Source organism: Lysinibacillus sphaericus, from assembly GCF_001629735.1.
Lineage (GTDB): Bacteria > Bacillota > Bacilli > Bacillales_A > Planococcaceae > Lysinibacillus > Lysinibacillus pinottii.
In genome coordinates, this window is the sequence record NZ_CP015224.1 from 1,122,536 (window position 1) to 1,141,017 (window position 18,482).

General features: G+C 41.2%; 20 protein-coding genes and 1 pseudogene. 19 read left to right on the top strand and 2 right to left on the bottom strand.

What is annotated here, in order from left to right; all coding sequences use genetic code 11:
- Positions 1-242 precede the first annotated feature (242 nt).
- Together A2J09_RS05355 and A2J09_RS05360 are read left to right on the top strand one after the other, a co-directional pair.
- Positions 243-722, top strand: coding sequence for an RNA polymerase sigma factor (locus tag A2J09_RS05355; protein ID WP_012294075.1), 480 nt, complete (start codon positions 243-245; stop codon positions 720-722).
- Positions 722-1,240, top strand: a complete 519-nt coding sequence (locus A2J09_RS05360; RefSeq protein WP_012294076.1) for a hypothetical protein — start codon at positions 722-724, stop codon at positions 1,238-1,240. Before A2J09_RS05355 ends, A2J09_RS05360 begins: the two co-directional genes overlap by 1 nt.
- Before the next feature lie 277 nt (positions 1,241-1,517).
- Here A2J09_RS05360 and A2J09_RS05365 read toward each other — a convergent pair whose 3' ends face one another.
- Entirely contained in the window at positions 1,518-2,132 is a 615-nt protein-coding gene (locus A2J09_RS05365) for a TetR/AcrR family transcriptional regulator (protein ID WP_012294077.1), read from the bottom strand.
- A gap of 357 nt (positions 2,133-2,489) precedes the next feature.
- Between A2J09_RS05365 and A2J09_RS05370 the strand changes: the two genes are divergently transcribed.
- The 13 genes from A2J09_RS05370 to A2J09_RS05430 all read left to right on the top strand — a co-directional run bounded on the left by A2J09_RS05370 (position 2,490) and on the right by A2J09_RS05430 (position 12,450).
- Positions 2,490-3,242: an SDR family NAD(P)-dependent oxidoreductase gene (locus A2J09_RS05370; protein ID WP_036161392.1), complete on the top strand. Its 753-nt coding sequence runs from the start codon at positions 2,490-2,492 to the stop codon at positions 3,240-3,242.
- Between the two features lie 530 nt (positions 3,243-3,772).
- Positions 3,773-5,131, top strand: coding sequence for an aspartate kinase (locus A2J09_RS05375; RefSeq protein ID WP_012294079.1), 1,359 nt, complete (start codon positions 3,773-3,775; stop codon positions 5,129-5,131).
- 103 nt (positions 5,132-5,234) lie between these two features.
- Positions 5,235-5,417: a hypothetical protein gene (locus A2J09_RS05380; RefSeq protein ID WP_031419837.1), complete on the top strand. Its 183-nt coding sequence runs from the start codon at positions 5,235-5,237 to the stop codon at positions 5,415-5,417.
- Between the two features lie 205 nt (positions 5,418-5,622).
- On the top strand, positions 5,623-6,306 hold the full coding sequence (locus A2J09_RS05385; RefSeq protein ID WP_031419839.1) for an adenosylcobinamide amidohydrolase: 684 nt from the start codon (positions 5,623-5,625) through the stop codon (positions 6,304-6,306).
- Complete coding sequence (gene cbiB / locus A2J09_RS05390; RefSeq protein WP_036161395.1) at positions 6,303-7,259, top strand: adenosylcobinamide-phosphate synthase CbiB; 957 nt, start codon at positions 6,303-6,305, stop codon at positions 7,257-7,259. The genes A2J09_RS05385 and cbiB overlap by 4 nt, the downstream gene beginning before the upstream one ends.
- Entirely contained in the window at positions 7,246-8,340 is a 1,095-nt protein-coding gene (locus tag A2J09_RS05395; RefSeq protein ID WP_012294083.1) for a pyridoxal phosphate-dependent aminotransferase, read from the top strand. Before cbiB ends, A2J09_RS05395 begins: the two co-directional genes overlap by 14 nt.
- Entirely contained in the window at positions 8,337-8,945 is a 609-nt protein-coding gene (locus tag A2J09_RS05400; protein WP_012294084.1) for a histidine phosphatase family protein, read from the top strand. Before A2J09_RS05395 ends, A2J09_RS05400 begins: the two co-directional genes overlap by 4 nt.
- A 12-nt stretch (positions 8,946-8,957) precedes the next feature.
- Complete coding sequence (locus A2J09_RS05405; RefSeq protein ID WP_012294085.1) at positions 8,958-9,533, top strand: bifunctional adenosylcobinamide kinase/adenosylcobinamide-phosphate guanylyltransferase; 576 nt, start codon at positions 8,958-8,960, stop codon at positions 9,531-9,533.
- Positions 9,534-9,553: 20 nt separating this feature from the next.
- A complete protein-coding gene (gene cobS / locus A2J09_RS05410) occupies positions 9,554-10,330 on the top strand; it encodes an adenosylcobinamide-GDP ribazoletransferase (RefSeq protein ID WP_031419841.1) in 777 nt (258 codons plus the stop codon).
- Positions 10,303-10,899, top strand: a complete 597-nt coding sequence (locus tag A2J09_RS05415) for a histidine phosphatase family protein (protein WP_012294088.1) — start codon at positions 10,303-10,305, stop codon at positions 10,897-10,899. Before cobS ends, A2J09_RS05415 begins: the two co-directional genes overlap by 28 nt.
- A complete protein-coding gene (locus A2J09_RS05420) occupies positions 10,851-11,243 on the top strand; it encodes a bifunctional adenosylcobinamide kinase/adenosylcobinamide-phosphate guanylyltransferase (protein ID WP_031419843.1) in 393 nt (130 codons plus the stop codon). The genes A2J09_RS05415 and A2J09_RS05420 overlap by 49 nt, the downstream gene beginning before the upstream one ends.
- A 32-nt stretch (positions 11,244-11,275) precedes the next feature.
- Positions 11,276-11,767, top strand: coding sequence for an ECF transporter S component (locus A2J09_RS05425; RefSeq protein WP_012294090.1), 492 nt, complete (start codon positions 11,276-11,278; stop codon positions 11,765-11,767).
- Positions 11,767-12,450, top strand: coding sequence for a hypothetical protein (locus A2J09_RS05430; protein WP_036161398.1), 684 nt, complete (start codon positions 11,767-11,769; stop codon positions 12,448-12,450). Before A2J09_RS05425 ends, A2J09_RS05430 begins: the two co-directional genes overlap by 1 nt.
- Positions 12,451-12,640: 190 nt before the next feature.
- Here the strand turns inward: A2J09_RS05430 and A2J09_RS05435 are convergent.
- Positions 12,641-12,871 (bottom strand): annotated as a pseudogene (locus tag A2J09_RS05435) (transposase); the annotation flags it as partial.
- A gap of 466 nt (positions 12,872-13,337) precedes the next feature.
- On the opposite strand from A2J09_RS05435, the gene A2J09_RS05440 reads away from it, so the two are divergent.
- The 4 genes from A2J09_RS05440 (at position 13,338) to A2J09_RS05455 (ending at position 18,482) form a co-directional block, all read left to right on the top strand.
- The gene (locus A2J09_RS05440; RefSeq protein ID WP_031419879.1) at positions 13,338-15,071 is read left to right on the top strand and encodes an ABC transporter ATP-binding protein; all 1,734 of its coding nucleotides are present in this window, start codon (positions 13,338-13,340) and stop codon (positions 15,069-15,071) included.
- Entirely contained in the window at positions 15,068-16,879 is a 1,812-nt protein-coding gene (locus A2J09_RS05445) for an ABC transporter ATP-binding protein (protein ID WP_012294094.1), read from the top strand. Before A2J09_RS05440 ends, A2J09_RS05445 begins: the two co-directional genes overlap by 4 nt.
- Before the next feature lie 48 nt (positions 16,880-16,927).
- Positions 16,928-17,350, top strand: coding sequence for a DUF1801 domain-containing protein (locus A2J09_RS05450; RefSeq protein ID WP_031419881.1), 423 nt, complete (start codon positions 16,928-16,930; stop codon positions 17,348-17,350).
- Between the two features lie 148 nt (positions 17,351-17,498).
- Positions 17,499-18,482, top strand: a complete 984-nt coding sequence (locus A2J09_RS05455; protein ID WP_031419882.1) for an alpha/beta fold hydrolase — start codon at positions 17,499-17,501, stop codon at positions 18,480-18,482.

Here is an 18,482-nt window from a genome sequence, read left to right on the forward strand (position 1 = left end):
TATTCAGTATAACTGTTAGAACAAGCATTTTGTCGGTCTTTTTGATAGTTATCATACAATTCTTATGAAGTCAGTGGTTACAACTTCATAAAAAATACATGTGATCTTAAGGAGGGAATTAGTTTACTCTTCTTTTTCATTTAGGACAGCCTCCAATCATCCATGATAATAAAAGTATAATCCACTGCACGAATTTTAAAAGATGAATCGTATTATGAAAAGAAGGGGGCTCGATAGGAAATATGAAAAAGTTTGCGGGCTTATGTGTTCAAGAGATTGTTCAAACATATAGTGACACCTTAATCCGAATTGCTGTGCATCAGACAAAAAATATGTCTGAGGCAGAGGACATTGTTCAAGACGTTTTTATGACTCTTATGAAACAGAGAAAGCCCTTTGATCATGAAGATCATTTAAAAGCTTGGCTCATCAAAGTAACTTTTAATAAATGTAAGGATTACTTTAAGTCTTCCCGTGTGACGAAGACAGTGCCGATTACTGAAGAAATGTCCTTTATCGCCAAAGAGGAGCAGATGGTTCTTACGGAGATTTTTGAGCTTAGTCCAGAAGAGAGAGTCATTGTTTATTTACATTATTATGAAGGCTATACAACTGTAGAAATCGCTAATCTATTAGGAATGAATGGCAACACGATTGGCTCCAAGCTACGAAGGGCACGAATGAAATTGAAAACAATACTAGAAGAAGGGACTAAGGTCTGATGAATGCTTATAAAAATGTGCTGAAGCAAATTCATGCTTCCGATGAATTTAAGATAAAGATGCAAAACGAGATGATGGAATTTGAGCAAAAAGAAAAGAGGGCATTTATGAAAAAAGTACGAATTAGTGTGGGAAGTTTAGTTGCCTGTGCAGTAATTGCTGTAGCTGCTCCTTTAGTAAATGTAAACAATGATACTGCACTTGATTTAACGGAAAGAATTGTAGTGGATCATGCAGCTCCTGCGGCAAAAGCAGTCGTCAATATTGAAGGAAAAATCACAGAAGTCGGAAAGGATGGACTGAGCTTTACGTTGGATAACGGCATGGAAGTTGTGGTCACAGATGAGACGAAATTGGGGATAGATGGTCCCACCGCACCCCCAAAGGAAGAACAATTTTTTGAGCCAACATTTAGAGTAGGGAATCTAATAGGCGGTTTCACGGAAGATACGACGACAGACCCAGTAAACGCGGCTGTCATTTATACGAACTGGAATTTTGACAATCCTATACGCTGAGGTACAGCTAAAATACCCCCTTTAGAAATAGAACTAAAGGGGTTGCTATCATTCCTGTTTCAATGAATATTTGTATACAAACTACATCGAAAGGAATAGCAGTTTTGTCAGAACTTTTACATCTATTTTCTAAAAAAGTGGAGGGAATGATCGGGTGGGAAAGTTAAGGGATGGCTGTTACTACGGCTGTGGTGCAACCGTGACCATCCAGTATAATTGGTCAGTTATTGTACATATCAATTAACCTTAAAAGCTGGCATATCATAAATGCCAGCTTTTAAGGTTGCTGAAAGGGGTTATCCAAGTAGGGTCCCTTAATGGTAATACGCATTAACTGAGTGGCCATAAATTTTGGCGTATAGGGCATATCATTTTCTAACCACCAGACGATTACTTCAAGGAAGGCGGCAGCATAAAAACGGATAGCCATCTCACGCGGTACGGTTAATTTTTGATCATCAGGCTCCATCAATTGAATGCCACTTGATACAAAATCGATAATTATCTTTTTTAAGCCTGCCGAAAAATAAGGGATATCTTTTTCTGTGAGGTAGACTTTGTAAAGCTTACTATTCAGCGCAATTTGTTCAAACAAATGCATAAAGGTCTCATGCGGCTGATCATAATGAGGCAATAAATCGAAATCTTTCTTCTCTTCAACCGTTGGGTGAATACTACCTACTAATTCATGTAGGATTTCCTCAGAGCTTTGATACAGTAAGTCTAATTTGTCACGATAATGTAAATAAAAGGTGGCCCGGTTCAAGGTGGCCCGTTGGGTAATATCTTGCACAGTAATCTTCTCATAGCCTTGTTCATCAATTAATTCCACTAGCGCATCTCTTAATAGCTGGCGTGTTCTAATCACGCGAGGGTCCATTTTTTTCGACATTTTCAAGCTCCTTGTATTAAATTTATCGTTTATACAACACGAAAGACTTCCATGTTGTTAATGCATCAATTATCGCTCTTGTGTAGTTTGCCCTTTTTGAACAGACAGTTATAATTATATTAACGACACCGTGTCGATAATACAACTAGTTGTTAACATGTTCATGAATTATACATTTATCTGATTCAGCCATTTAGTAGCAAACGCACGGAAAAGATATGCTTGTTGCACTTTTTTAAGGGTGTCCAAACACCTGCTGAATCGAAATGAAGACTTCTTGCTTATGTCAAGGATTGGAAAAATCTTGGGGCATTTTCACAGTGGGAATGGATTGATAAAGGAAAGGAAGTTTTATAGATGGGACGTTTAAATGGGAAAGTAGCTATTATTACAGGAGCAGCGATGGGTATGGGAGCTTCTGAAGCAAAACTATTTGCACAAGAAGGAGCAAAGGTTATTGCGACAGATGTGCAAATCGAGCCGTTGAATAACTTGGTCAAAGAAATTAAAGAAAATGGTGGAGATATTATTGCTCTTTCACATAATGTAACTTCTGAGGACGAATGGAAGGCTGTTATTGCAGAGGCGGTGAAGGTATATGGTAAAGTCGATGTACTAGTCAACAATGGAGGAATTTCATCACCAAAAACGATCGCCAACATGGAAATGGACGAATGGAATAAAGTGATGGACATTAATTTGAATGGCTGTGTCATTGGTATGAAATATGTGATTCCAGAAATGCAAAAGGCTGGTGGCGGTTCTATCGTCAATATTTCTTCCATTGGTGGAATCGTCGGAATGGCAGGGACAAGCCCTTATACTGCAGCAAAAGGAGCACTTCGAGTGTTATCTAAATCAGCTGCAGTCGAGTATGGGAAAGATCATATTCGTGTAAATTCTGTTCATCCTGGCATTATCGTTACGCCTATGACAGCGCCAACGATGGAGGAAGGTGGCGCATTGCCTTTCTATAAAACCTATACACAACTGCCATACTTTGGTGCACCTGAGGATGTAGCCTACGGTGTGGTCTTCCTTGCCTCTGACGAATCGCGCTTTATGACAGGTGCAGAACTAGTCATTGATGGTGGCTGGACTGCGATTTAAATGAATAGCTAGGAAAAACTAGGTTTCACTAAAAATATGTGATCCTAGTTTTTTTGTATGGATGGGGGAGATATAAAAGATATTCCCTTGTTCAAGCTTGGTCATGAAGGAATTTTACATATCCGCAAAAAAGTGAACAAGCCATCTTCTAGGTCAATAGGAAGATGATAAACCACTTATAACCTCCTACTCAAAACCCTCCTTTCGCCTGCAAATTAGCACAAACAACGAGGATACTTGTGCATATCATAGTGGGGAGTAAGCGTTTTCCTCATTATATAGAAGAAAGTCAAAACGGTAAATTTCACGAATCTGTGAACGTCACGAAAAAAAATTCATAAAAACCTTAACTATTTCATACGAAATCCGTATAATAAATCAAACAGTACGAAAATTGTCCATATTTCTCAGTAAATTGCGCGAATTTTTTAAATTGTATTGACGTAGGAATTGATAATTTGTACACTGTGTACAGTCAATTGTTTTTTGGAGGAATACAATTAATTTGAAAAAGTTAGGATTTGATAGATATGATCGTGTGTAAATTTGGTGGAACATCTGTAGCAAACGCAGAACAAATTCAAAAAGTGGCAAACATTGTGAAATCTAATTCGGCACGTAAAATCGTTGCCGTTTCAGCACCAGGCAAACGATCTGGTGACGATATAAAAGTAACCGATCTATTAATACAATTAGCAACTGCCGCGTTACAACATGAAGATACCGAAGACAAATTGCAAATTGTAGTCGATCGTTTTCGAGCAATTGCAGATGGCTTAGGGCTAGATGATGCCATTTGTGACGTGATTGCGGAAGATTTACGTGAACGTGTACAAGGTGACAAAACGAACGTGGAATTATTCATCGATAGCATTAAAGCAGCTGGTGAAGATAATAACGCTAAGCTTATTGCCGCTTATTTTAATGCCATTGGAATGCCCGCACGCTATGTAAGTCCTAAGGATGGTTTAGTGGTCAATGATTTGCCAGAAAGAACATTTGCTTTACCCGAAGCGTATGCTAATTTAGCGCCTTTAAAAGACACAAAAGAAATTATTGTGTTCCCAGGGTTCTTCGGTTACACTAAAGCGGGCGTATTGCGAACATTTGACCGCGGAGGCTCTGATATTACTGGCTCCATTTTAGCAGCAGCTGTTGAAGCGGAGTTATATGAAAACTTTACGGATGTGGATTGTGTGTTCTCTGCGAATCCGAAGGTTGTCAATGATCCAGTGGAAATTAAAGAAATTACGTATCGCGAAATGCGCGAATTATCATATGCAGGCTTTTCAGTGTTCCATGATGAAGCATTAATGCCTGTCTACAAGATTGGGGTGCCCGTTAACATAAAAAATACAAATAATCCATCAGCCCCAGGTACTCGTATCGTACCAAGTCGTCCTGCAACAGGTCGTCCCGTTACAGGTATCTCGGCAGACAGTGGTTTTTCAACTTTATATGTTTCTAAATATTTGATGAATCGTGAAGTAGGCTTTGGACGAAAGCTACTACAAATTTTAGAAGATGAGAATATTTCTTATGAACACACACCTTCTGGCTTAGACGATATTTCAGTCATTATGCGTTCGAATCAGATATCACCGGATAATGAAGAGCGTATTATTAGTCGAGTGAAAGAAGAGCTACATGCTGAGTATGTAGAAATGCGTCATGGTTTTTCGATGATTGTGATTGTTGGCGAAGGCATGCGCCATAATACAGGGTTAGCTGCCCGTGCAGCTACTGCGATTTCAAGAACTGGTGCAAACATTGAAATGATCAATCAAGGCTCTTCTGAAGTAAGTCTCGTTTTTGGTGTACTTCAGGAATATGAAAACCGCATTTTACAGGCGTTATACGAAGAATTTTTTGCCCATGCGAAAGCTTAATGACACAATTATCACTAATCCAAGGATTCTTACTTGGATTAGTGTTTTCTTTTTGCTAAGAATACGGTAAAATCGAGGGCGTACATAGTTGGGAGGGTTTTTCGTGAAGAATTTAACGATTGGTATGCTTTTTTCGATTGTTGGGATACTTTTTGTCTGTTTAACGATTATGGATATTTTACCGTCATCGACAAAAACAATGAAAGTGGTTTACATAGCGATTGGTTGGGTCTTTATTATTATTGGTTCTGTGATTCGCTTTAAAAATCTCAAGCAAAAGCAGTAACAACACGTCAAAATGGAATTGTAGCAATAGGCAAACTTATGATACAATTTCAAAGAAAATAAATAATTTGAGTATTATGAAGTTGTTAGTCTGTACAAACGTTCAGAAGGTTCAAATTTTAATAAAGAATCGACAGTACAAATTCTTCTTTGTAAGAATTTGTTTTTTTATGTTCGTCATTTATTTATCGTCAGGAGGCAAGGGAATGCCCATACTTTCAAAGGATCATATTCAAATTTTAGACCAATATGTAGCACTTCAAGCTGTTTCACCTATGAAGGTTGTATCCTCGGCCATGCATAATCCAGGCTTTGGTTATTTTACTCATCTGATGAATCGAACTGTGCCCATTACTTATGATGATCGACAGCCCCATCGTGATTTACAACATTTTTTGCAAGCACATGGTTTTCCAATCGATAACACGGTGGCGATGATGACGGCTGTCCAAGCTAAATTTGCGACCATTCGTGATTTTACATATGAAGGCATTCATCTAGTCATTATGATTACTGCTGGTCTGGGCAATGCCGTGGATATTACACGTGCTTTCCATCGTGAGGAGCAGTACCATGCAGGAACAATTAATACATGGGTGCTTATTAACGGAAAATTATCTGATGAAGCGTTATTTCAGGCTATGATTTCTACAACGGAGGCGAAGGTGAAAGCGTTAACGGATGAAGGCATAACTGATCCTACCACTGGCACGCAAGCAACGGGTACATCCACTGATAGCTTACTCATTGCTTCTACTGAAGAAGGAGACTACCATCAATATGCTGGACCTATCACAATGCTAGGTAAGGTTATTGGCTATGGTGTCTATGAAACGATGCGTGCGGCTATTCGGAAATACAAAAAAGATAAAGAGGAGAAGGCGTTATGATTGCCATAGTGATTGCCTGTATCATAGGGATAATTTTCGATGTTTTAGTAGGAGACCCTCCGAAGCTTCCGCATCCCGTGCGATGGATTGGCAAGCTGATTCAATCACAAACAGCTTTGTGGAATCGAGGCAAGTGGCGGAAACTGCGTGGTATGGTGATGGCACTGGCAGTTGTAGGGACAACGATGTTTGTGGTCACACTTATTTTACTACTCAGCTATCAGGTAAGCTTAATTTTTGGCATTTTGGTGGAAGGACTTTTAATTGGCATTGGGCTGGCGCAGCGTAGCTTGAAGGAGGCAGCACTGGCAGTTTATGAGCCCCTTGTAAAAGGTGATTTTGCGGAAGCACGGGTCAAATTATCTTGGATTGTTGGGCGTGATACCGAAAAGCTGGGAGAAGATGAAATTGTACGTGGTGTTGTAGAGACCGTTTCGGAAAATACAAGTGATGGGGTGACCGCCCCACTATTTTATGCCTTTTTATTTGGGGCTATCGGTTTATGGGGCTATAAGGCTGTCAATACGTTAGATTCCATGGTCGGCTATAAAAACGAAACATTCAAAGATTTTGGCATGTTTTCGGCCAAACTTGATGATGTCCTGAATTTTATTCCAAGTCGTATCACTGGCTTTCTTATGGTGCTAGGTACAAAAAATGAAACGAGTTACTCATTTGGACAACGATTAAAGCGGTGGGCGCAAGACGCTAAAAAGCATCCAAGTCCTAATAGTGGTTATTTAGAGGCCGCAACGGCAGTACAGCTTGGCGTACAACTAGGCGGAAAAAATACCTATCAAGGCGTTGTTTCTCAACGTGCGATTATGGGAGAAAAATTAGTTCCTCTAACAAAGGAACATATAATGGCATCTATTATTCAAATGCGTATTGCCATGGTGCTCTTTACGCTTGTCATGTTAGCAGTGGAGGTGTTCATTTATGCTATTACCTAATCACGGAGCAAATCCGCAAAATGTTTATCAGCAATTAGGTTTAACGATGCCTGAAGAGGTATATGATTTTAGTGAAAATGTCAATGCGGCAGGACCACCATCCTTTGTCGAAGCACGTTGGCGTACATTTTACCCGCTCATTCAACGCTATCCAGATCCGGATGGAGAGCCTTTTCTAACAAAGGTCGCTGCTTTTCATCAAGTGAAGAAGGACATGGTTTTACTAGGCAACGGGGCGTCAGAGCTCTTTAGTATTATTGCGAGGCGTTATGCTCAAAAGCGCGTCATCGTTGTACATCCTACTTTTTCAGAATATGAGCGAACATTGCGAGCTGCAGGGGCTATTATTATTCCGATTTTGGTGACGGACTTTATCCAATATACGTTGCCAATGGAACGGCTTAAACAAGAAATGGTGGAGGCAGACGCACTCTATATTTGTACACCGAATAATCCAACAGGTGTATTGCCAAAGAAGGAAGCTATACTAGACTTATTGGAGCATGGTCGAGCTGTCAAATGTGAGCTTGTCATCGATGAAGCTTTTATGGATTGGGTTGATGAGGCGAATTCCCTCATTCACGAAAGTGTGGAAAATTCACATGTCCTTGTGGTGCGTTCGATGACTAAAATGTATGCAATACCTGGCTTGCGCCTAGGCTATTTAGTTGCTCATACCTCCATCGTAAACGAGCTAAAGGACATGCTCCCACATTGGAATTTAAATGCCTTTGCACTCGTTATTGGTGCAGGCTGTTTGGATGAGCAGCATTATAGTCAGCAGGCAATTGCCTATGCGACAACGCAAAGGGAGCAGTTGCATCGTTTTTTACAAGAAAACGGCTGTCGTGTCACTAATAGTGTGACAAATTATGTGTGTTTTTCATTGCCAAAGGAGCAGCAGGCGGACGCCTTTTTTACGTATTGTTTAGCACAGGGAGTTGTCCTGCGTCATACGAAAAACTTTAAAGGATTACAGGGCGAATGGTTCCGTATTGGGATTAAAGATATTGCGGCCATGACATATTTACATAATTGTCTGCAGGCGTGGTTTAACGCAAATAAGGGGAGAGAAAAGTGACAACTTTTTATCTAGTAAGACATGGGGAAACACAATGGAATCAGGAGCAGAGACTACAAGGGTGGTTGGACTCTCCGCTAACCGACAATGGCAGAGAAGCGGCTGCGAGATTACAGCAGCAACTACAGTCAATCCCATTTGCGGCAGCTTACAGTAGTTCAAGTGGTCGTGCGAAGGAAACGATGGATATTTTGACGGCTCAACGCCAATTACCAGTTTACTATGAGGATAATTTGCGGGAAATCTGTTTAGGGAATTGGCAAGGTAAGAAAATTGAGGATATTTTGCTGACAGATGGGCTAGATTATGAGCTCTATACGAAGTACCCAGCTCAATTTATGGCAACCCATACGGAAAGCTTTGGTGCTGTCACAGAAAGAGCAATGTATACATTGAAAAAGATAGCGGAGCAGCACCGAGATGAGCATATTTTGATCGTTTCCCATGCAGTGACGATTAAATGTATGATTAATGCCATTTTACAGCGCAATATTGGTGAGCTTTGGTCAGCTCCATATATTCATGGGACAAGCGTCACTGTGATTGAAGGTCAGGGACAGCAATGGGTAATCCAAGAGATTGGTACGCTACATCATTTACAATAGGAGGTTTTACAAATGCCCCTCGTTTTTATTACAGGTGGTGTGCGTAGTGGCAAATCTCATTTTGCAGAACAAGCCGCCATACAGTATTACCAAACGCAGCCTAGTACAGAAAAACGGTTAATGTATATTGCCTCTGGTATTGCTTTAGATGATGAAATGAAGAAGCGAATTGATCGCCATCAAGCTGATCGACTAGCTCAGCCCATGCAATGGATAACAGTAGAGGCCCCTTATAACATCGCGCCCGTATTTGAGACACTCAAGGATGGGGATGTGGTGCTATGGGATTGCGTCACTACTTGGCTCACTAATGCGTTTTATGAAGGCTATGAAAGTGGAGCGCCATGTTTAACGAAGCCTGGCTGTTTAGCATCCAAGCTACACACTGTTAAACAGGCCATCCTTTCTCTGCTAACGAAGAACGTGACATTATTAGTGGTGTCAAATGAGCTGTTTGATGAACCTCCTTATCAAAGTGAAGAGGTGGAGCTGTATCGAAGAACTTTAGGACAATTTCATCAATGGTTTGTTGTGATGGCTCAAGAAGCGTTTGAAATGAATTATGGTATCTTAAAGAGATGGAAATAAGGGAAAAGGAAGGCAAGACAATGAAAAATGTTTGGTATAGCCTACTGTTGGCATTTCAATTTTTTACGGTTTTGCCAGTACATAAGGAATTACCTCTAAAAAGGTCAACGATTACAGGTATGTTTGCTTGCTTGCCATGGATAGGTGCCTTGATGGGGACAACTGTAGCTGGAGTCCTTTACAGTCTTACACAATGGACAGCCAGTAGCGAGGTCATGCTCGCCTTTATCGTCATCGGGCTGTTTGCTTTATGGACAGGCGGTTTACATTTGGATGGCTTTATTGACATGGGGGATGCGTATTTTTCTTATCGAGATCGGGACAAACGACTTGAGATTTTAGATGATCCTCGGGTAGGTGCTTTCGGAGTGCTATCCATACTATTTTTGTTATTTGGAAAATTTGTTGTTCTACATGAGCTTTTTGTGCAACATAAATTTGCATTATGGATGGTCGTATTCATTCCTTTTTTAACAAGGGTTGGCATGAGCTTTTATTTTATGTCACTTAACTGTTCAAAGGAAAAAGGGCTTGCCTTTTTCTTTCAGTCTCATCTACACGCGAAACTATTAAAAATAATGATGCTGCTGTTCCTTTTATTGGCCATGCCGGTTGTGCTGATCATCACAAAGTTCTCGATGCTCCCAATTATATTAGTCCTCGTTTTAGCGCTTGCGCTTGTTATTTTTCGCCAATTTACATTGCGTAATTTTGGTGGTGTCTCGGGAGATTTACTAGGTGCATCTATTGAAGGGATGGAGGTTGTATTATGGGTGACATTGTTACTGTGTGCTTAATGCGGCATGCGCCGACAAAGGCCAATTTAGAAAAGCGTTATCTGGGATGGACGGATGCACCATTAGCTGATACCTCCAAGCTCTCTGTCGTGGATGCATCTATCGAAACGGTATATGGCAGTGATTTACAACGCTGTCGCACCACGGCTGCCCATTATTTCCCAAATGCTAGCTATTATGCAGATGCTCGCTTACGAGAATCAAATTTTGGTGAATTTGAAGGGAAAACCTATGAGGATTTAAAAAAGGATGCTCGTTACTGTGCATGGTTGGATGATCCTATTCACTTCCCACCGCCACAGGGAGAGGCTTTTGATGATTTTGTAGCACGAGTTGTGGAAGGCTTCAATGATTTGCCGAAGATGGAGGATCATTATTTCTTAGTCGTTCATGGCGGAGTGATTCGTGCCTTACTCGTTGCTTATGCGCCAACAGAGCAGCCTTTTTGGTCATACCAAGTGCCACATGATCACCAATTTCATTTAACTTTTACTAGAAAGGCTTGGGAGGAGGGAGCTAGATGCATGTTTTTATCGGAGGCGCCTATAACGGAAAAACCGATTATGTGATGCGTTTATATGAACAGCACGATGTGGTACTTGTCGAAGGCGATCTACCGGATGTTGCACCAGCCTGTGAAATCCTTGTCATTAAACATGTGGAAAAATGGCTTATGACACAAAACCTTGAGGAAGATGAGGTCGTGGTACAATCCGTCCTCACTAAATTAACAGCCCTTGCCCAACATTGTTCGCTGGTACTTATTGTGACAGATATGGGCCGCGGTGTTGTACCGATGGAAAAACAAGCTCGTTTATTACGTGATACGTGTGGTCGCTTATACCAGGCATTATTTGCTGAAGCAGAGCAAGTCGTACGTATTTGGTACGGGATTGGCGAGCAACTCAAATGAGATCAACATACTAACGGAAAAGAGGAAATGCAATGGATCGACAAACATTAATGACATGGATACTAACGGCTATGGTAGCAGCCATTTGTGCAGTAGGAGCCGCCATTAAAGTACCCGCATTTATTTCGACTGCAGCACTGGATTCGGCACCTGCCTTTTTAGGTGTTGTCTTTTTATCGCCATTATTAGCTGGGATAGGTGGATTCATTGGTCATTTTATTAGCGCATTAACGGCTGGCTTCCCACTTGGTCCACTCCATGTAATTATTGCAGTAGAGATGTTTATTGTTGTTTGGATTTTTGGAATCATGCATAAAAAAGGTATGCATTTTTGGAAATGGCCAGTTGCCCTTGTATTGAACGGCATCGTGGCACCACTTCCATTTTATTTTATTATTAGTCCTGCCTTTTTCTGGGGTGCTCTAGGGAGTATTTTCATCGCAACGGCTATAAATTTAATCATTGTAGCTGTGGTCATGCCCATTCTTTCGAAGGTTTTTGTGCGTAAGGCAGGTCGCGTTTAGTGAGAAATGCTATGAAAGTGGGCGCGTTTATTGCGACAATGGATAATGCGGCGGCCATTGGGGAGAAGCCACAAGATATTGTGCCAGCTTCCGATCAATTGACAGCCTATATGACAGCCCGTGTGACATTTTTAGAGCAGCTGGCTGCACAGGCACTTCCTATTCAAATTTTACTCGCTAATTTTTCAGGGGATGCTGCATGGTCACGCTATGAAAGAGGCATTCAGCAAGTGTTCGAGGAAACAGGCCTTCCCTGTCCAGTCATTGCAGGCAGTTCGGAATCCAATATGCCAACTTTACAGTCTGGTCTAGCAATTACTATGCTTGGGGAAATACAACAGCGAAAAGCATGGGACCTTGAACAGCTTAGTTGGTACACATACGGCTTACCACTTGTTGGCGAGGAACTATTAGCACAGCCTGATGATGTGGCGCAGTTGCAACCTATTTATCAGGCATGGCTGGCAGAAATCGTTCAGCAAGTGTGGCCTGTCGGATCTAAGGGACTTCAGGGTGAGTGTGCGCGTCTTTTTGGCCAGCAATTAGTTGAATGTTCACATGATATGACCAAATCAGCAGGACCAAGTACAGTGATTTTACTTGGTATGGATCCAGAAAAAGAGCAGTTGGCACATCAATTTTTCCAAAGAAATTTTGAGAAACTGCGGATAAGTGCTGAGTAAAACGACTGCTTTGAAAATAATCCAACGAGCGGTACAAGAATTATTTAAAGCGACCTTCATGAATAGACGAGGGCACTGAAAAATTTATGTTTTCATAAAAGCGAACCTTTTTCAGATAAAAATAAGGCACTTCTTGTTCAATTTTGAACAGGAAGTGCCTTATTTCTGTCTCACTGGATCTTCTGTTGCCATATCCAAATGACATATCATACTTTGAGCGCTCTACTAGGTCGACGTCTGATACATCATTAATCGCTTTTAATAATAAGTACTTAAACATGCGAATTGGAGGAATGGTATTACGTCCATTATCTAAACAATATTTTGTTTTTAGCTCTTCTAAAAAAAATGAAAATTCAACAAGTTCATTGACCTGGCGAAGCATGTTATCTTTTGGCACAACAATATCATAGATTGCCATGTATGGACTTAAATTAAGGGTTTCCTAATTTGAAATCATTGGGGCTCCACCTACATATTCATTCTTTTATTATAAAGGAAAGTGTGACTAAAATAATAGTATGATACATTGCGTTGTTTGCAGAAGCATCGCTCGACTCCTGCGGGAAAGCGAGACAGACGAGACCCCGCACGAAGCGAAGCGTAGGAGGAGACTCGGCGCTCGCCCGCGGAAAGCGAGCGGAATGCTTCGGAAAACAACAGTAGAGTCACAGTGCCAAATGAAAAAAAGATATGGACTTTTTCAGTGCCCTTTGTATAGGCATGGGGGCTTTTTATTTGGATGGATATCAGCCATATGCTCGACGATATCTCCTCATTTAGTTAAATCTCGAATATTACGAGTCTCGAAAAAATATTGTCAAATGGGAATGGTTTTCAGTTATAATGAGGAACGAGTGGGATTTAAATAGAACGGAGACGAATGTATGCAGGCAATAAAACAGCTAGGGCAGTATTTGGAGCCCTATAAATTTTTCACCTTTATAGCTCCTCTTTTAATGGTGCTGGAGGTGACAATGGATTTAATTCAGCCGACCATTATGCAGCATATGATTGATACAGGGATTGTCAATGGTGATCATGCTTATGTGCTGAGTATGTTTGTGTGGATGCTAGCAAGTGCAGTACTTGGGCTTGTTGGTGGGGTTGGTTGCTCGTATTATAGCTCGAAGGCGGCGATTCATTTTGCTTCGGATGTTCGGCAAGCTCTCTATCAGAAAATGATGACGTATTCAGCTAAAGAACGGGATGCCTTTACGACTGGCAAGCTAATTACCATTTTAACGAGCGATGTTGAAAGCCTTCAACGCGCGTTTATGATGACGCTGCGTATTTTTGTGCGTGGGCCGCTACTCTTTATCGGGGCAGTCATTATCGTGTTTGTAACAGCACGGGAACTTTTTTCCATACTTCTTATTATTGTGCCGATTTTGATTGTGGCTATGTATTTTTTCACGAAGTATTCGGGTCTGCTGTATCGTCGCGTACAAGAGGCTATTGATGCGGTGAATACGAAGCTACAGGAAAATTTAGCGGGTATCCGTGTCGTTAAAGCCTTTCGTCGGGAAACCCAACAGGTATCCCAATTTAGTGAGCTAAATGATGGGCTGACAAAACGTTTCATCACTGCAGAACAAATTGTAGGGGTGCTTGTGCCATTTACCATGTTCGTCGTTAACATTGGGATTGTCGCGGCACTTTGGCTTGGTGCCGTTAAGGTTGAGGCAGGTACATTAAAGGTTGGGGTTATTCTCGCATTTATCAACTACTTAACCATTATCTTAAATGGCTTAATGTCTTCCAGTATGGTGCTGATGCAAATTGCGCGTGCATTGCCTTCAGGAGAACGAATTGTGGATGTCTTAAATATGGATATTGCCGTGAAAGAGGCAGAACTTGCAAGGACAGATTCGATAAAAGGGGCCATTGAATTTGACCATGTGAGTTATCGTTACTATGATACAGCAGAGGATGTTCTTAAAAACATTTCGTTTTCTGTGAAACCAGGGCAAACAGTTGGTATTATTGGGAAAACAGGTAGCGGTAAATCAACACTTGTAAAGCTTTTACCGCGCTTATTCGATCCAACAGGAGGAGCTATTTACATAGATGGTAAACCCCTTTTAGCATATTCTTTATCCACGTTACGGGACCATATAGGATTTACCTCACAAAAGGCCTTATTGTTTTCTGGGACGATTGAAAAAAATATACGCCTTGGTAACGAACGGGCAACGGCAGAGGAAATACAACAGGCATTAGATGCTGCCTGTGCCAGCGAATTTGTGGAGCGCCTTGATAAGGGCTTAGCACATGAGTTGTCACAGGGAGCAACGAATCTCTCAGGTGGGCAAAAGCAACGCTTAGCTTTAAGCCGAGCATTCGTTCGAAAGCCAGCTATTCTCGTGCTGGATGATACAACCTCAGCCCTTGATAGTGCTTCAGAAAAACATGTGCAGCAGGCCATTGCTGCGCATTTTCAAGACACGACGACATTGATTGTAGCATCAAAAATTGCCTCGATACAGCAGGCAGATATCATAGTTGTCTTAGAGGATGGCGAGATGGTTGGGCAAGGGACGCATCAACAGCTACTTCAAAACAATGTACATTACCAAGCAATTTACGCGTCACAGCAAAAGGCTGGTGAAGAAGAATGAGTCAACATCAAGCAAAGCAAATGAATTTTGGGCGAGGGCCTCGTATAGGTGGGCCAGCTGAAAGAGCGAAAAATCAAAAGGCAACACTGACAAGAGTTTGGCACTATGTCAAACAGCAAAAAATAGGACTGTATTTTTCGATCTTCTTGGTGATCGCTTCCACTTTTTTAAGCTTGGCGGGACCCTATTTGATAGGCCATATCATTGATGATTACATTATGAAAAAAGATATAGACGGGACCATCGGACTAGGAATCGTATTAGCTGTGATTTTTACGGTAGCATCGATTCTGACATGGCTGCAAACCTATGTCATGATTCATGTGGCGATGAAAACGATTCGGACATTGCGTCTAGAGCTGTTTCAAAAGCTACAAACGCTCACATTAAGATTTTTTGACCAGCGTGCGCTCGGTGATTTAATGAGTCGTGTCACAAATGATATCGATAATTTAAATACAGCGCTTGCTCAGAGTGTGACGCAAATTGTATCATCCATCTTAACGGTCGTGGGTGTTAGTATTGCCATGTTCACATTAAGCTGGCCATTAGCGATTGTTACCTTAATCATTATTCCGCTTATCGTTTTCACTACTAAGCAAATTATCAAGCGCAGCAGTAAAAATTATGCGGCGCGTCAACGAGATCTTGGTAAGCTGAATGGTTATATTGAGGAAATGATGACAGGTGCAGAGGTACTCACGCTATTTGGCAAGGAACAGCAATCCATTGACACGTTCCATCAGCAAAATGAAAACTTGCGAAAATCCGCACTACGCGCAGAGATTACATCAGGCTTATTAGGACCTATTAATAACTTTATGAATAACCTTGGCCTTGCGATAGTGATCGGGACAGGAGCTCTTTTAGCGGTGAAAGGGTATGTAACAGTTGGTATTATCGCTGCATTTGTCACCTATACAAGGCAATTTTTTCGCCCGCTCAATCAATTATCAAACCTTTTAAACACCTTTCAGTCGGCTATTGCTGGAGCAGAGCGTGTATTTGAAATAGTAGATGAACCATCAGAGGTAGCTGATCGACCTGAGGCTATTGAGGCTCCGTCCTTAAAAGGAGATGTCGATTTCAAGCAAGTATCGTTTAGCTATGAGCAAGGGAAGCCCATTCTCCAAAACATTAACTCCCACGTAAGGGCAGGAGAAACGATAGCTCTTGTTGGGCCTACTGGCTCAGGGAAAACAACCATTATTAATTTACTAACACGTTTTTATGACGTGGATCAGGGTGAAATTTTAATTGATGGGCACAATATTGAACACTATAAAATGTCTACGATTCGCCAAAGGGTAGGTGTGGTTTTACAGGATACCTATTTGTTCTCTGGCACAATTCGTGATAACATTCGCTTTGGAAAGTTGGATGCGACGGATGCTGAGGTTGTGGAAGCAGCAAAAATTGCGAATGCCCATCATTTTATAAAATATTTACCTATACAATACGATACGCCTGTTCAAGCGGGTGGCGCTAATTTAAGTCAGGGACAACGCCAGCTCATTGCTATTGCCCGTGCTATTTTGGAGAACGCGGATATTTTAATTTTAGATGAAGCGACATCCAGTGTGGATACGCAAACGGAAGTCGATATTCAAAAGGGCTTACAGCATTTAATGCAGGGTCGCACCAGCTTTGTCATCGCCCATCGTTTGAAAACCATTGAGAATGCGGATAAAATTCTCGTTATACAGCAGGGCGTAATTATTGAACAAGGCAATCATCAAGCGTTGATGGAACAACAAGGGATGTATCGTCAACTCCAACAAAAGCTATTGTTAGAGCAGGCAGAATAGGGAATAATAGGGATGAACAATGCAATTTTGTGAAGGCGAGGGATACACATGTATGAATTAAAGACGAAAGAAACCGATGCAAGTGTCATTGAATTTATTGAAAGTGTCGATCATCCAAAAAAACGGGAAGATGCCTATCGACTACTGGATATTTTTACGGAGGTCTCTGGCTACGAGGCTAAAATGTGGGGACCAAGTATTATTGGGTTTGGTCATTATCATTACAAATACCAAACAGGCCATGAAGGCGATGCACCACTTGTCGGATTCTCCCCTCGCAAGGCAAAAATTAGTTTATACTTTGCACCAGGTGATCGTGAGCGAGAGCAGCTATTACAGCAGTTTGGTAAACACACAACAGGGAAAGCTTGCGTTTATATTAATAAACTCGCTGATGTTGAAGAAACTATTTTAAAGGCTCTTATTCAACAGTCTATCGCCTTTTTACAGAAAACCTATCCAAATGAATGACTCAAAGAAAGCTGCCACATGATGTAGGCAGCTTTTTTGTGTTCATAGACAAGAATTTCAACTTACCTAGCAAATAGGTTAATAAAATTTAATGAGATATTTATTTTTCGCATGTATCCTTACAAGTATCAACGGAGAGGAGAGGCGTATGAAAAATATCATAAAGAAAATGTTTATTTATTTGGTGTTCATCGTATCGATCGGTATCGTAGCCGTCAGTATGTACCACTATAGTTTGACCCAAAAGGAGGAGGCCATTTTACGTAATAAAGGCATGATGGTAAATATTGATGGTCAGAGCATGAATGTCTATCGGGAGGGGGCTGGGGAGGATACGTATGTTTTTATGGCAGGGTCAGGCATTGCAGCCCCTGTTTATGAGTTAAAGGGGCTTTATAGTAAGTTTTCGCAGCACCATCAAATTGCTGTAGTGGACCGAGCAGGCTATGGCTTTAGTGAAATTGCCCATGATGAAAGAGCTATTGATACCATTCTTATGCAAACAAGGGAGGCTCTTCTGGCAAGCGGGCTCCAGCCGCCCTATATTCTTGTTCCTCACTCTATTTCAGGACTTGAAGCGATTTACTGGGCACAAAAATACCCAGAAGAAGTGAAGGGGATTATCGCTCTGGATATTGGCTTACCTAGTCAATATGTAAAGCATAAAATGAGCACCTTCGATAGATGGATGGTGAAGGGGGTAAGTCTAGCTACTAGCGTTGGTTTACACCGCCTAGTGCCATCACAGGTATATAATCCACAAGTTCTGAACATGTCCTTTTTAACGACTGAGGAAAAGGAAATCTATCAGGCGTTGTCCTTTAAGCAATTTTTTAATGAAGATATGAAAAATGAGCTGTTACACGTCTATGAAAATAGTTTACAATCAGAACAGCTTCCATTGCCGCAAGAAACCCCAATGTTAATCGTGGATGCTATTTCCAAGGAAAATGTACATTCAAAATATACAGAGCAAAACCGGCAGGATTACGCAGACTTTGCGAAGCAATTCACTCATGCCGTAGTGAAAGAGGTAAGTGGCACCCATAGTATATACCTGTATCAACCAGATGCAATCTATCAACTAGCGATGGATTTTATGAAAACGAATGCTGATGAGAGAGGTCGTTAA

Coding starts and splice junctions, on each gene's coding strand:
- A2J09_RS05355 (WP_012294075.1), top strand. CDS start 243: ATGAAAAAGTTTGCGGGCTTATGTGTTCAAGAGATTGTTCAAACATAT.
- A2J09_RS05445 (WP_012294094.1), top strand. CDS start 15,068: ATGAGTCAACATCAAGCAAAGCAAATGAATTTTGGGCGAGGGCCTCGT.
- A2J09_RS05405 (WP_012294085.1), top strand. CDS start 8,958: ATGCCCCTCGTTTTTATTACAGGTGGTGTGCGTAGTGGCAAATCTCAT.
- cbiB (WP_036161395.1), top strand. CDS start 6,303: ATGATTGCCATAGTGATTGCCTGTATCATAGGGATAATTTTCGATGTT.
- A2J09_RS05455 (WP_031419882.1), top strand. CDS start 17,499: ATGAAAAATATCATAAAGAAAATGTTTATTTATTTGGTGTTCATCGTA.
- A2J09_RS05425 (WP_012294090.1), top strand. CDS start 11,276: ATGGATCGACAAACATTAATGACATGGATACTAACGGCTATGGTAGCA.
- A2J09_RS05365 (WP_012294077.1), bottom strand. CDS start 2,132: ATGTCGAAAAAAATGGACCCTCGCGTGATTAGAACACGCCAGCTATTA.
- A2J09_RS05395 (WP_012294083.1), top strand. CDS start 7,246: ATGCTATTACCTAATCACGGAGCAAATCCGCAAAATGTTTATCAGCAA.
- A2J09_RS05370 (WP_036161392.1), top strand. CDS start 2,490: ATGGGACGTTTAAATGGGAAAGTAGCTATTATTACAGGAGCAGCGATG.
- A2J09_RS05360 (WP_012294076.1), top strand. CDS start 722: ATGAATGCTTATAAAAATGTGCTGAAGCAAATTCATGCTTCCGATGAA.
- A2J09_RS05440 (WP_031419879.1), top strand. CDS start 13,338: ATGCAGGCAATAAAACAGCTAGGGCAGTATTTGGAGCCCTATAAATTT.
- A2J09_RS05375 (WP_012294079.1), top strand. CDS start 3,773: ATGATCGTGTGTAAATTTGGTGGAACATCTGTAGCAAACGCAGAACAA.
- cobS (WP_031419841.1), top strand. CDS start 9,554: ATGAAAAATGTTTGGTATAGCCTACTGTTGGCATTTCAATTTTTTACG.
- A2J09_RS05450 (WP_031419881.1), top strand. CDS start 16,928: ATGTATGAATTAAAGACGAAAGAAACCGATGCAAGTGTCATTGAATTT.
- A2J09_RS05420 (WP_031419843.1), top strand. CDS start 10,851: ATGCATGTTTTTATCGGAGGCGCCTATAACGGAAAAACCGATTATGTG.
- A2J09_RS05415 (WP_012294088.1), top strand. CDS start 10,303: ATGGGTGACATTGTTACTGTGTGCTTAATGCGGCATGCGCCGACAAAG.
- A2J09_RS05385 (WP_031419839.1), top strand. CDS start 5,623: ATGCCCATACTTTCAAAGGATCATATTCAAATTTTAGACCAATATGTA.